The following is a 13,288-nucleotide window of genomic DNA, read 5'->3' on the forward strand; positions in this document are numbered from 1 at the left end:
ATCGGGTACGTTTGTGTATGTTCATCTACAGTATTCTCCTGAATACTGTAAACAACGCTAGAAATTCTTACAGATAAGGCTTGATAAAAATAACGCTCTAACAATTATATTGGGTTAAACACTTGTTAAATTTTAAAATCGTAATATGCTTGACCACAACACTGTGACGATTCGCCATTGTATGTAGCTCGTATGACATACAAACCCCAATCTATTCTGACTCAGCATACTCTATCGAATAATTCCAAACCAACCTATCCTCTTTATTCTGGTCCGAGTATAGCGAAATATCTTTTCTAATATCTCTGGCTTGTTTGGGTGGAATATGGACATAAATATATTCATTTTTTTCTGAAAAAATAATGCAATCAATATTATTGTTATTCGCACAATCTTTAATGGTAATTTTTAATTGCACACCATTCAAAGTAAATTTTTCAGAGTTATTGATTATACGACCCGTCATTTCATAGCTACTGTGTGAGAGCTTAAATGAAACATTTTTTAAAACTAACTCTGAAGGTGAAATCCTGTTTCTGGATTTATTCTTTTCATATTCTTGATACTGCCAAAATAACAAGCCACCAACAGCACATACCAAAACAAAAATACCTGCAAATCTCCTAAATTTTTCTGATACTACTAGCAAAATCAATATAATAATTCCTGCCAACCATTTCATAATCTGTCCCTTATAATCTTGTATAGAAGATAAACCTTTTTTGAAACTTTCATCTGTATTTTTGACCCCATAATGGGTTATCAAATACTTTTATTTTTGCTTAAAAATATATTTATGCTTACTGTATCTGTGCAGAAATCAGGTTTGTTGAGAAACATTATGAAAAAACAACTGAGCTATAAACTGCTGATATCAGCCGTGCGCTCGATGAACAATTAACAGTGAATTCTGTCCACCATTTATGACCGTCAGAAAAAAAAGGGAAAACCTTGATGTTTGAATGGCTGGCAAGTCCTGAAGCGTGGATAGCATTAGGCACATTAACTGCACTAGAAATTGTTTTGGGGATCGATAACATTATATTTATCTCCATACTTGTCGGACGCCTTCCAGAAAGTCAACGTGCGTTTGCCAGAAAAATAGGGCTTGGCCTTGCCATGATGACTCGTTTGGCTTTGCTATTTTCGATCACTTGGGTAATGGGATTAACCGAACCGTGGATAACATTGCTTTCATTTGAGATTTCAGGACGCGATGTAATTCTGATTGGGGGCGGTCTGTTTCTGGTGGCCAAAGCTACACATGAAATCCATAACAGCTTAGAAGGAATAGAAGAGACTGGTCGTTTGATTGTGGTCACCAGTTTGGGAATGGTGCTGCTCCAAATTGCGTTGTTGGATATTGTATTCTCACTGGATTCAGTCATCACGGCGGTCGGACTGGTTGATCAGGTAATTCTCATGGCGACTGCTATTATTCTTGCAGTAATCGTAATGCTGATAGCTGCAAAAACTATCGGGGACTTCGTAGACGAACATCCCACAATCAAAATTCTTGCTCTTTCGTTCCTTATTTTAGTGGGCGTCACGCTCATGGTGGAGGGGTTCGGTGTGCATGTGCCAAAGGGTTATATTTATTTTGCAATGGCTTTTTCCGTCACAGTAGAGATGCTCAATCTTCGTATGCGAAAGAAACGAATGGTCCCCGTCAAACTCTACAAGAAAATTTCTGAATAGCAGAGAGCCGTTATTTATTCCAAGAAATATTTCCCGATAAGCTATGAATTGTGATTCTATTACATTATCCGTAAAAAATAGATTCGCGCTAATGATTTTTTTTTGAATCAAAGTGGTTTGAGTGAGAGTACTTTTGAATTTTACCGGTAATGATTTTTAAATGGTGTTAATAGCGGAGTAAAAAGGTACCAAATAGCAATGGTATTTTAATCTTATAAAACTTTAGACTCCGCGAAAATGATGCATATCTCAATGCCTTTGTGGAGTTTTAGGGATTAAGGTTGCTCTCCACTTTAAGATTGGAATTATCTAAATTAACTAACTTATCCAAGGTATTTAATCTATAAAATTCGGAAATTGAGTCAATTAAATGGTACGCAATTCTATTTGCACCTGCAGTTTGTATCCTATTCTGGTCTACTTCCAGTAACTCCCCTTCTTTATACCCATAACGACAAACCATAATAAACATTTGTGGAAAGCGGCCGCGTATCCGTTTGCACAGGTAAATCGTATGTGTCAAATTTCCTGGATGAATTGAGACGATATTTACCATATCTGGTTTGATTTGCTCTATCAAAGCAAGCGTGTCTGACACCATGACCGTTGATTGTGTTTCTTGCCAATCAAAATGTGTACCATCTTGCGCTAGCTTAGAAAGCATGGTCACCGCTAATTCGTCAGTTCTATCTCTAGCGGGGGTCGCTAGAATGGTGATTTTAGATGAGGAAACGGTGTTTTCCTCGATTACCACTTTATCTTTGTTTGTTTCAGAAGTTTGATCGGCAATAATTACACGTAAATCATCTATTAATCCGCGTTGCTCATTCGAATCAATTTTATGGTTACGTAAATCCATCCGCGCTTGAACCAACGCTGAAACTGCAAGCTTATCTAGCGCATAAGCTAAATTATCATTTGCTGTCTCAAGCTCCATTATTCTTGAAGCTTCATCACCATCACCTGCTAGAAGTCTTTGGTAAAAACGGTCTGTTGGGGATAATGGTGGTTGATCTCCTAACAACGTATCAATAAAATTAAGGTATGGAACATATCGTCCCAAGACTACAATACATACGGTTAGCGGCGAGGCCAAGATAAGTCCAATAGGTCCCCATAACCAAGTCCAGAACGCAACAGAAATTAATAGCGCTGCTTGAGAAACTCCGATACCTCGCCCATAAATCATTGGCTCAAGTACGATATTGGTGAGGAGTTCAAGCACACCAAACAATGTAGCTACCATAATGGCTATTGACCAATCAGGTGAAATCAAAAGACTTAGCATTATTGGGAGGGTAGCTGCAAGCCAGGGCCCTAGATAAGGAATATAACGCAATAACGCACCAAAAAACCCCCACAAGGGAGCATAGGGCACTCCAATGAACCATAGGCCAATTCCTATACCTAGCCCATAGCCAGAGTTAATAAGTAACTGCATGAGCAGATAGCGACTAACCCGCTCTCCGGCGTCTTCTAGTGCGCGAGTAGTGTTGGCTATCTGATCAACCCCTATCAACTTAATGACACGATCACGTAGATCCTCACGATTAATCAGCATAAAACAAACTAGCACGATCACAAAACCCGCATTGGCTATGGGTTCTAGCATCGGACCAATTATCGACCAGATTTGTGAGAAACCGAATGGCCCCTCTTCTACGATGCGCACGGGTTGAACGATCTCTTTCTCTCTAACCGTGATAGCTTTCTCCTCAACTTGCTTATCGCTTATTTGTTCAGTTATTCGTTCACTTGCTCCCTGCAATTTGTCCAGGAAACCGCCTTGGTCCCGTTCGTACAATTCATGAATCTTACTCAGAATGTTTTCTTCATATTTTGGATAGGAATCTACTAAACTGGCTATCTGATTAGTAATACTCCATGCCGTAGCTATTACAATACTCAGAGCTAGAGAGGCCGCTAAGACTACCGCTAAAATCCGCGGCACACTATATCGTTGCAACCAAATGACAACTGGTGATAGCAGAAAAGTAAACAAAATCGCTAGCGCCAAAGGGGTAATAATTACTCGAGCCCACGATAGAAATCCAATAGTTAGAGCCAATCCAATCAACAAGGAAACATTAGATAAATAATTATCTTTCTTCATTTCGTAAAATCACCCTATCGATTCAAACGTATGCAAAAATGATGGTCTTTCTTTAAACAATTTAGGCTCTAGACTAGCAGAGATTAATAATATCTGATGATTTGCCATAGTTCATTAGCAAGTGCATCAGGTTGTTTTTTCCAACGCCACTCAGATTCTTTTAAATGCAGCTCAAAGTTAACCGACACACCGTTAAACTTTGCCAGCCGCCGCTTGGTGAAACTCCAAAACGATTCGATACCGTTAATATGGCAATGCCCATCCCGAGCAAATTCATTATCACCATGAGATACACGAAAGTGCTTGGAATACCCCACATCTACCAAACCATTATAGCCACGCCAGCCATCACTATAAATGACACTTTCAATGGATACTTTACCCAGTATCACCGCTTGTAAAGTCAAGCGTTTACAGTCCGGTACTATTTCGGTGTATACCCTGCCATCTCGCTCGAACACACCAAATACAGGTTGTTTTAATGTGCCGCGACCGCGTTTGAGTTTGCCATGATAACCACGATGCCGTTTCGCACCAAAATAGCTTTCATCAACTTCCACTTTGCCTAACAGTTTGTCTTTAAGGGCAGTCTGATGGTTATAGATTACTTGCCTGAAAATGCCATACCAACGATTAATCGTGTTACGATTTTTACCTAACAGCAGAGCTGCTTTGCTGGCAGGTATATCAATGCAAAAGCATTGAATTATTTTTCTAATATAATAATCACTTAATTTACTGTTTCTTAACATCTTGCTAGACCAACAGATTGTGTCTGCTAGTCTAGAGCCCAATTTAAATTTTTGAGCTAACATTCTGGTAAGTTTTACATGCCGATTGACAGGTAATGCAAAGAAAGGCTGAGAAACAGTCATTGAGCTTGTTGGTGATGTATTTTATTAACAGCTAAATTGGCTGTTAATATTAATCCTTCACTTTGTTTTCCTGCCCCAGCGCCAGCTCCTGATGAGCTACTAGGATTAACACTTGATGAACTGCTTGAACTGGTTCCGGAAGGAGAAGTCAGGATTAACTCCTGAGGTGCTGTTTGGTTGTGCAACAGGGTTATTTAAATTAGTGCCAGTCGCGGATCATTCGGATTAACTAAAGCAGGATTTCTTGCAGTATCCGATTGCATCTTTTGTATTTCAGAGTTTTTAGTCGCTCCAATTGATGTACTTGTTGTGTCGGCGAATGCAATAGAGATATCAATTATAAAAACTGCGCACATAATATTTGCTGTAGATAATTTTTTCCCTGATTCATGATAATTTCCTATATCTCAATTAAAAATTAAAATTGTCCAAAATATTTTCAATTCAGTTCAGTTCGGAAGTACACCCATCAAGAAGTTGTTAAAAAAATAACAACTTCCTATTACGCACCCGATAACTTAGCAAAATTTTCAAACCTTATGAGCCACAAACCGTCTCTTGATTAAGGGCACTATACGTCTGAATCGTTTTGAACGACATACCCCTTCACGATCAGCTTCTTAAGAAAATCCAACCATATCCGCAGATAAATCACCCGGATGGAGCCCAATCAGAGTGATAGACGCGACATCATCAACAAAATGTATGATAACTCCTTCACTTGTATCTTCTAAACTACTAATAACTGACGATAATTCATCAAAGTTATTGAGACCGGTAGATTCTGAATCAAACATCAATAAATCAGCTGAAGCATCAAAATCTTGCACGGTAAAATGACCAGGAGCATAAAAACTGAACTGATCTTTATCTGCACCACCAGTTAAGTCATCATTACCATCTCCCGCATGGAGAATGTCATCACCTAAACCACCTTTCAAAACATCATCTCCTACGCCCCCGTCGAGTTGATCATCGCCATCATCGCCCTCAAGATTATCATTGCCATCTCCACCAATGAGAACGTCATCACCTAGCCCACCTATTAAAACATCATTACCATCACCCCCATCCAATCCGTCATTTCCGCCACCGCCATTGATATTATTATTGCCATCGCCTGCGTGAAAGTGATCATTATTATCGTTTCCGAGGAAGTCATCTTGACCTACTGATCCATCATCTATACTTATACTCATATCAATTTCTCCTAATGTTTAATTTGGAAATCCACTTCTACAGTTGCAGAAAGAGATCGGTCTTTTTTTTCTTGGTTACATACTTACTTGGGTCAAATTTACAGCGCAAAAAAGTTAAATCTTCCCCTTGCAATAGTAAACTAACGCATTCTTTTAGATAGATATGTACGATTCCGCACATAGAGAATAAAAAATTGATCTACAAAAATAATGATGATCTGGGATAAAACTAGCTTAATGGGAAGTAATAAACAATCCCGTAGCAAGACTTACTTTAAGTCAACGCTAGTTCATCAAACATGATACGTGTAGACTTATACCTCTTTTAAAAAATAGAGAATCAGTCGTGCTCATTAACTGTGTTGCTTACGAAAATGGTGTGCGCTTGGCTGATCTTACGGTAGAGGAAATCAGCGACTATCTAGAACGATCAGAGTGTTTTGTTTGGGTTGCTCTGCGGGATGCAACGCCCGAAGAACTTGACAAGATGAAAGAAGAATTCAATCTCCATGAATTAGCAATTGAGGATGCGCGCCACGGCCACCAGCGCCCCAAACTTGAGGAATATGGCGAATCAGTCTTTGTTGTAATGCATTTGCTTGACCCTAGCAAGGAGGAAAACTACCTGGGCGAGTTGAATGTTTTTATCGGACCTAACTACATACTGTCGGTCAGAAACCGAAGCCAGCAAGATTTTCATGAGGTACGTGAGCGCTGTGAGCGGGAGCAGTATCTCCTTAAGGAAGGATCGGGTTTTGTTCTCTATGCCTTAATGGACGCAGTGGTGGATCGTTATTTTCCAATAATCGAGCGTTTGGAGTCCGAATTGGAAGCGATCGAAGATAAAATTTTCACCAAAGGAGCTGCTCTCTCAAATATTGAGCAACTCTACAGCCTTAAACGAAAGATCATGGTTTTGAAACATGCCGTAGCTCCGCTCATGGAAGTTTCCGGCAAACTTTCTGGCAGCCGCGCACCTCCCGTATGTTTCAATATCCGGGACTACTTCCGAGATGTTTATGATCACTTGTTTCGGATTGACGCGTCTATCGATACCATCCGGGACACTATAAGCACCGCCATCCAAGTCAATCTCTCGATGGGTGCTATTGAGAACAATGAGGTAAGTAAGCGCCTAGCTGCGTGGGCAGGAATTTTCGCGGTCGCTACAGCCTTAGCGGGAATATGGGGAATGAACTTCGAACACATGCCCGAACTGAAGTGGGAATACGGCTACCCATTGGCGCTGCTGACTATTTGCTCAGCCTGTCTTTTTTTGTATATTCGTCTCAAGCAGATTGGTTGGTTATAAATGGATGCATTGAATAATTGATTTATCCCACTTTCACTTCGTCAAATCGGATAGCTGCTAGTTTATTTCACGACTACTATAGCTAATCGCATTATCTGGAAGACACTGGATCAGTACACTTTTATTCCGCCATTCCCGCGTAATTTAGCGCGCCTCAGTGGTACATTTTTACACCGCAATTTATAATAGTATCTGTTTTTAACATTCATCTTAGTAAGTTAGCACACTCTTGTAAGTGCTTAACTTACTAAGACCCTCTTTTTTTTATCTAACAAAGACGTTATTTTATTTGATCTTAATTTGGTTATCGACTTGCTCGACTTTTGGGATTTGTTGCGTAATGGATTGTGCTAATTTTCGCTGAGAATACGTATCGACAAATCCACTTAATTTCACCAATCCATTGGAAGCATCAACATTGATAGCCGCAGCATTCAATTCTTTTGTTTCAATTAATTTGGCTTTAATTCTCATAGCTAAAACTAAATCTTCTTTTGGGACTACTTCGACAGCTTTCGTACCTCTTATTCCAGAACAGCCAGATATAACTAAGAGGAAAAGATATAATATAAGCCATCCATATTTTATTTCTTTCTTTAATTTATACATTTCCATTGATCCGCCCATTAAAAAGATTTTTTAGTATCACTGTATTCGGTCTTCTTCCCTATGAAAATAAAACTGTTTAATTGCCGACTCTCTGTTTAATATCAAAAATAAGATAACTTACTTGCGAGCTTCATTGATAGCGTCTACAAGGCCGACACAAAGGATGTTATCTTGTTTATGATTTCCTTTATTTTTCTGATCTTTTTGAAGTAGTGAATATAAGCTTGCAATTGGCGCCGAAGGTAGCAAAGCCAATGAAACAGCTCCTCGAAAAATAGCGGAAGCTTCAGGAGTAAAAGTGGGGTCTTTTAAACTCCCTTTTAAATGAAGAGGTGCACGAGCCGAAAACAAACTCAAATCCTTGGGTTTAGGATCAATTACCAGATCCATCTGTTCAGTATTAAAATCAATAGATCCGCTACCTAAAAAAACAGTATCTTCAGTATCTACCACGAAGGTTCTCAAATTAATGATGCCTCCGCTAGTTGGAAGATCCACAAAAGCACAATTGATTTCCGTATTATCATCCTTATCAAATAGCGCAACTATAGCTTCGCCTAAATCAAGACCTGCTAGTTCAACCAATAAACCATCTAATCGGCCCCCTGTCATTAACATTAACAAACCGCCATCTACTGAGGCTAGCATTTCTGCGACCGAATTTCCTTTGAACCAGAATATTCCTTGGCCCCCGATCAATCCCGAACTTTTATCAGCGATTTTAAAAGGTCGTAGAATTTCACTCAATTTCACATGATGTATTTCGATCTCAATCTTGCTTTTTACGGGTTGACTTTTTGTATCAAATTCCAGCTGGGATCGGATTCTTCCTGAGGCAACACCAAAATCAAGAGGTGCAAGTACTAAATGGCCCTTCTTACTAATTATATGCATCCTAAGATCATCTACAGGCAGTTTTGATTTAACATGTTTGCTGCTTAATAAAATATCTACATTAATATCTTGTAACTTTTTAAAATCAATGGGCTCATGAGGAAATACGAATGGACTCGCAGTTTGTTTTTCTGCTTCTTTTCGCTGTGCTAAGGAGACAGTTTCACCAGGACCCGTATCAGGAGCTAGACCTAATAGGGGTCCCAAATCATCTAAATCTATTAACTTTGAAGTTAAATCCGCGGTTACATGTGGTTGTCCCGCAACCATCTTTAAACTAATATTTCCAGCGAGATCGCTATCTCCCACATGCCCATGTAACCCTTGAATTTGCCATATATCATCATGATGCGATAAATCACCTTTCAATTGATAAGGAGGGAGATTAGGCATGGGCGCACCCAGGATATGCGACAATTGTTCTGGATTAGGTCCTTTAATATCAAATTGTAAATCTATGCCTTTGAGTTGGAGAGGTTGGGATAAGGTACCATTAACTTTAATTGAAGTTTCTCCCGCATATAATTCTAAAATCATTGGATAAGGCTTTTTTGCTTCACGAAGCGCTACTAATGGTCCAGCATTTAGGTTTATAGTTAAGGGGCGCCCCTTTAGCTTACCTTCGGCTTGAAATACAGTAGCTTCGCTCCCATCCTCTCCATTTATTTTAGTATCAAAAAAAGCTCTGAAGTGTGTATGTGAAATTAAATCTTCATACGTTAGAGTTCCATCAACAATCCGCACACGTTCAATTACTGGATATTCTATATCTTTATCATTAGCATTTTCATTATCCTGAAATTCCCAGTTGCCTTTACCTTCGATGGATCTTTCTAAAATAATATTCGGTTTAGTGAGTATAATTTGTGGAATTATGAAGCGACCTTTAAGAATTTCTTTCAAGTCGACAGTTATATCTAACGCCGCAATTTCAAACATATAGGGATGTTTACCCCAAGCTGCATTCTCAAACTTTATCTTTTCTACCCTTATAATTGGCACTAAAGACCAATTGATAGCTAGATCTCCATCAATAGTAAGCGTGCGATGTGTTAGCTCACTGATTTGATGCGCAGCTAAATCGCGCGCCCAATTCCAATTCTTCTGGGAAAGCAACAGGATAAACAAAAACATCGAAATAACAACGGCAATTCCAATCCATTTAAAGATTTTCATTATTTATGTAGAAAGGTATTAAGCATTGAAGACTAAGAGTGATTAATAGAATGTGGGTTTAAGATAACATTTGTATACGTAGCGGTTTATCACATAATAGTTATGAAAATCTCTTATAAATTGCACGTAGATTTCAAAATATCAGTTATAACTTTTGTCCATCAATCCATTTATAAGCAGCTTGCTTGGCAGCATTGGAGGCTTCTATTTGATTTAAACAAGATTGAGTAAAACTTTCATAGACAACAATGTCTTTATCATTCAGGACCCTAAAACGCCCATTCCAAATATCCGAATTAGCATCACATTCTGCCCCCGTAATAATACTTAAACCTTTATATTTGATTTGCATTTAATTTACTCCATGTCTATGGTTTACTTAGATAAGCGAGGCAACAAAGTTTTTTTCTGCTCAGAAACAAGTGCAGACAACAGAAAAAAACTTTATTTATTATCAAATTTTATAATTGAATGATGAATCTAATACTCTCTGCCTAAATACCTATTTTCTTATGTGGTTTAATTTATCAATATACGGATTAATCCAATTACATGTCTGTTCGATTACGTACTTAATTCCAATTTTTTTACATTGTTGCAGCGTTACAATGGTTCAGTTTTATCGATCAAATGTGCTCGTAACCGTTTTTGACAGATCCCGGATTTTTTATGCCGCCCAATTCCGTCTTCATTCCACCGATTTTGGAATACAGTCCTCCAAGCCCTCTTGATGGATCCACAAGGTCTCACGCTGCGCTGGGACTCAACTAGACTGTATACTTGCTCATACAGCTCCTTCTTTCACAACCCAACTTGCCCTGGATGCACTCCAAAATCCTGATCATCACTTTTCGTCTTGAGGCCCCGAATTGTTCCAAGCGCTAATTAAGCCTTAAGATCACCAATAAAATTCCCAGTCATTTGCTATACATTTTTAGCCGAGTATCATTTATATAGAACAGAACTCCGAACATACCTTTTTACATCTATCTGGATATGAGACTGTTCTCGCTGGCAACTGCTCTAGTTAGGCAACAGGCTCTTCTTGATGCGCTACAACCGCGCATTCCTATGTGCTAGCTCCAATTTAGCCACCAAGACTGAAGAACTATACTGGGATGAAACAGAATGTGGCTCTACCAATTCCAAATTTGCTTCTAGCTCTGTGCGTAACCGTACGGATTGTATTGGTTCGTATGGGTATTATTATCATTGAGGTGTAGAAAAATCATACACGCTCTATCACCAGGATCTGATAATCAAAAGAATATGATGAGAGAATCCTTTAACAAAATCATTTTTTACAGGAGTTTTTATGAATTACGAAGATCGCGATACACATGGTATTTATAAAGGTGATAACCAAGCCTCCGGGGCTCGTCTGATGGGTGCCGAAACACTTATTGGAAACGATGTTTGCAACCAAAATGGTGATGATCTGGGGGACATTAAAGAAATTATGCTGGATACAACGACGGGTAAAGTTTGTTATGCAGTACTGTCCTTTGGCGGTGTTTTGGGGATAGGAAGCAAGTTGTTTGCGGTACCTTGGAGTGCACTAAAGTTGGACACAAAAGAGAAACATTTTGTGCTCAATGTTGATAAGGATCGTCTTGAAAATGCACCGGGATTCGATCAAGACAACTGGCCGAATATGGCGGACAAATCCTGGGAAAATGAAATTCATTCTTATTATGGAACTACCAAGCAATAAGTCGCTAGCCTATACATTTGATGTATGACACAGTAGCAGAAGGCAAGACATGGGACGACGAATTGCACAGTGAATTGGTCGTTCCCATGTTATAGCAAACTCTTTCTTAGTAGAGCATAGGGAATTTAATTATGTCCAGATATATAAGTGCCCTATGTACGCAACCATACCGACGCGTAATTTCTATTACAGTACATTCATGCTCCTTTCCATCATCAACTAATAGGACTAAAAATGTACTCTGATACTAATAAAGAAATTTCGATAACATCAAGCCGAAGTACTTGGACAATTAATTGGGGGGCAGTATTTGCCGGATTGGTTTTCATATATGCATTGAGCTGGCTTTTATTTACATTGAGTTCGGCAATTGGGTTAAGTATTGTTGAAATACCTAATCCTCATGATACAAATATTAAATCTGAATCCTTAGCTGTAAGTATTGCTTTGTATGCATGGGTAATTGGAACGATTGTAATTACTTATTTTTTGGGAGGATGGCTTGCCGGCAGGCTCTCTGGAAATGTAGATCCTCTTGCTGTATCTTTACATGGCCTCGTGGTCTGGTCCTGCACAATCATCATTGCTGCTCTGTTAGGCGCGATGGGAGTAAATAGCGTATTAAGTTCTGCGGCGAGTGCAGTAAAAACAACTGCTACAGCTGGAATGAATTTGTCCAACGCAGTTTCTTCATCAAGCGGCGATGGCGCATTACCACAGTTAACTTCTTCCTTTCAGCCATTAATAGCTTCTCTTAAACAAGAAATAAAGAAAGCCAATTCTGAACAGAAAAATAGTTCTTCATCTCCAAATGATGACAATGAATCGCGCCGAGAAAATGGTTCTACAGAAAGTAATGCTACTTCTACTTCAGAAAATAGCGATATCGCTCCAGCTAGTAATTCTAACCAAGCTGATAGCGCATCATCTCAAAATGATGACAATGAGTCGCGTCAAGGAAATGATTCACCAAAAGAAAGCGATAGTTCTGCCGGAAACAATAATAGCACCTCATCAAAAGATATTGAGGCTTCTTCTTCAAAAAATAGTGATAACACTCAAATAGCGAGTTCTAACAAAAAAGAAAGCAAAGAATGGCATAGAAAACATCATTCTGCAGACCGGATAGATTCGCAAGCAATAAGCTTAATCGCAATAGCCTTGGTTCAAGGTGATGTTAAACAAGCGAAAGAACTCATTGCTAGCAATACTGAATTAGATGAAAAACAAGTAAATGAGCTGATAAATTCGGTAAAAGATAAAGCCGAGAAATTAGGTAATGAAATTGAGAAAAAGGCTAATGAAATTAGACAATATGCCAGTGCAATTCTTTGGTTAATATTTATAAGTTATATCGTAGCGCTCATAGCAATTATCTTTGGTGCAAGATGTGGAGCAAGAGAATTATCACTGCCTATCCTGCAACATACAAAATAAATTATACTCACTAATGAATCTCCGTTGTCTTTATGGCCACGGAGATTTTTTACACTGGCATATATTGAAATAAGAACATCACTCACCATCCACTTAGATTACAGCTTTGATACAGTTACAAACTAAACCGACTGTTTATCAATGTTTTAGGGGCTGTAGTAGATAAGATTAAATTTGAGTCCAATTTTTCAGTATTTTTAGTTGATGCTTAGGTGTTCCATAATTAAACCTGAATTCACACTCTTTAAGAAATAATGGAAA

Annotated in this window: 11 protein-coding genes and 1 pseudogene; 4 read left to right on the plus strand and 8 right to left on the minus strand. The window is 38.7% G+C overall.

The genetic code is table 11. From position 1 onward, the window contains the following. Window positions 1-211 precede the first annotated feature (211 nt). The gene (locus ABD07_RS06320) at window positions 212-682 is read right to left on the minus strand and encodes a hypothetical protein (RefSeq protein WP_160817595.1); all 471 of its coding nucleotides are present in this window, start codon (window positions 680-682) and stop codon (window positions 212-214) included. A gap of 272 nt (window positions 683-954) precedes the next feature. Here ABD07_RS06320 and ABD07_RS06325 point away from each other — a divergent pair, with 272 nt between their 5' ends. Beyond that, window positions 955-1,698 carry a TerC family protein gene (locus tag ABD07_RS06325; RefSeq protein WP_160817596.1) on the plus strand — a complete coding sequence of 248 codons (744 nt, stop codon included), beginning with the start codon at window positions 955-957 and terminating at the stop codon, window positions 1,696-1,698. Window positions 1,699-1,966: 268 nt separating this feature from the next. Here ABD07_RS06325 and ABD07_RS06330 read toward each other — a convergent pair whose 3' ends face one another. From ABD07_RS06330 to ABD07_RS06340, 3 genes are all read right to left on the minus strand, one after another. Beyond that, window positions 1,967-3,811 carry an AI-2E family transporter gene (locus ABD07_RS06330; RefSeq protein WP_160817597.1) on the minus strand — a complete coding sequence of 615 codons (1,845 nt, stop codon included), beginning with the start codon at window positions 3,809-3,811 and terminating at the stop codon, window positions 1,967-1,969. 83 nt (window positions 3,812-3,894) lie between these two features. After that, entirely contained in the window at window positions 3,895-4,563 is a 669-nt protein-coding gene (locus ABD07_RS06335; protein WP_160817605.1) for an IS1595-like element ISNol1 family transposase, read from the minus strand. A 743-nt stretch (window positions 4,564-5,306) separates the two neighbouring features. Then, window positions 5,307-5,885: a calcium-binding protein gene (locus tag ABD07_RS06340; RefSeq protein ID WP_160817598.1), complete on the minus strand. Its 579-nt coding sequence runs from the start codon at window positions 5,883-5,885 to the stop codon at window positions 5,307-5,309. Window positions 5,886-6,231: 346 nt separating this feature from the next. Here ABD07_RS06340 and corA point away from each other — a divergent pair, with 346 nt between their 5' ends. After that, a complete protein-coding gene (gene corA, locus ABD07_RS06345; protein ID WP_160817599.1) occupies window positions 6,232-7,197 on the plus strand; it encodes a magnesium/cobalt transporter CorA in 966 nt (321 codons plus the stop codon). A 285-nt stretch (window positions 7,198-7,482) separates the two neighbouring features. Here the strand turns inward: corA and ABD07_RS06350 are convergent, their stop codons facing one another. The 3 genes from ABD07_RS06350 to ABD07_RS06360 all read right to left on the minus strand — a co-directional run bounded on the left by ABD07_RS06350 (window position 7,483) and on the right by ABD07_RS06360 (window position 10,228). Then, window positions 7,483-7,812, minus strand: a complete 330-nt coding sequence (locus ABD07_RS06350) for a BON domain-containing protein (RefSeq protein WP_160817600.1) — start codon at window positions 7,810-7,812, stop codon at window positions 7,483-7,485. 111 nt (window positions 7,813-7,923) lie between these two features. Next, complete coding sequence (locus ABD07_RS06355) at window positions 7,924-9,876, minus strand: AsmA family protein (protein ID WP_160817601.1); 1,953 nt, start codon at window positions 9,874-9,876, stop codon at window positions 7,924-7,926. Between the two features lie 145 nt (window positions 9,877-10,021). After that, entirely contained in the window at window positions 10,022-10,228 is a 207-nt protein-coding gene (locus ABD07_RS06360) for a hypothetical protein (protein ID WP_160817602.1), read from the minus strand. Between the two features lie 963 nt (window positions 10,229-11,191). Between ABD07_RS06360 and ABD07_RS06365 the strand changes: the two genes are divergently transcribed. Both ABD07_RS06365 and ABD07_RS06370 read left to right on the plus strand, forming a co-directional pair. Continuing rightward, window positions 11,192-11,590, plus strand: coding sequence for a PRC-barrel domain-containing protein (locus ABD07_RS06365; protein WP_160817603.1), 399 nt, complete (start codon window positions 11,192-11,194; stop codon window positions 11,588-11,590). A gap of 234 nt (window positions 11,591-11,824) precedes the next feature. Then, window positions 11,825-13,027 carry a hypothetical protein gene (locus ABD07_RS06370; RefSeq protein WP_160817604.1) on the plus strand — a complete coding sequence of 401 codons (1,203 nt, stop codon included), beginning with the start codon at window positions 11,825-11,827 and terminating at the stop codon, window positions 13,025-13,027. Between the two features lie 168 nt (window positions 13,028-13,195). Here the strand turns inward: ABD07_RS06370 and ABD07_RS06375 are convergent. Then, window positions 13,196-13,288: pseudogene (locus ABD07_RS06375) on the minus strand (IS1595 family transposase); the annotation flags it as partial.

It is taken from the genome of Nitrosomonas oligotropha, assembly GCF_009833085.1.
Taxonomy (GTDB): Bacteria; Pseudomonadota; Gammaproteobacteria; order Burkholderiales; family Nitrosomonadaceae; genus Nitrosomonas; species Nitrosomonas oligotropha.

Bases quoted from the DNA above. Each gene is read 5' to 3' on its own strand.
- ABD07_RS06335 (WP_160817605.1), bottom strand. From the start codon at position 4,563: ATGTTAAGAAACAGTAAATTAAGTGATTATTATATTAGAAAAATAATT.
- ABD07_RS06355 (WP_160817601.1), bottom strand. From the start codon at position 9,876: ATGAAAATCTTTAAATGGATTGGAATTGCCGTTGTTATTTCGATGTTT.
- ABD07_RS06330 (WP_160817597.1), bottom strand. From the start codon at position 3,811: ATGAAGAAAGATAATTATTTATCTAATGTTTCCTTGTTGATTGGATTG.
- ABD07_RS06325 (WP_160817596.1), top strand. From the start codon at position 955: ATGTTTGAATGGCTGGCAAGTCCTGAAGCGTGGATAGCATTAGGCACA.
- ABD07_RS06365 (WP_160817603.1), top strand. From the start codon at position 11,192: ATGAATTACGAAGATCGCGATACACATGGTATTTATAAAGGTGATAAC.
- ABD07_RS06340 (WP_160817598.1), bottom strand. From the start codon at position 5,885: ATGAGTATAAGTATAGATGATGGATCAGTAGGTCAAGATGACTTCCTC.
- ABD07_RS06320 (WP_160817595.1), bottom strand. From the start codon at position 682: ATGAAATGGTTGGCAGGAATTATTATATTGATTTTGCTAGTAGTATCA.
- ABD07_RS06370 (WP_160817604.1), top strand. From the start codon at position 11,825: ATGTACTCTGATACTAATAAAGAAATTTCGATAACATCAAGCCGAAGT.
- ABD07_RS06360 (WP_160817602.1), bottom strand. From the start codon at position 10,228: ATGCAAATCAAATATAAAGGTTTAAGTATTATTACGGGGGCAGAATGT.
- ABD07_RS06350 (WP_160817600.1), bottom strand. From the start codon at position 7,812: ATGGAAATGTATAAATTAAAGAAAGAAATAAAATATGGATGGCTTATA.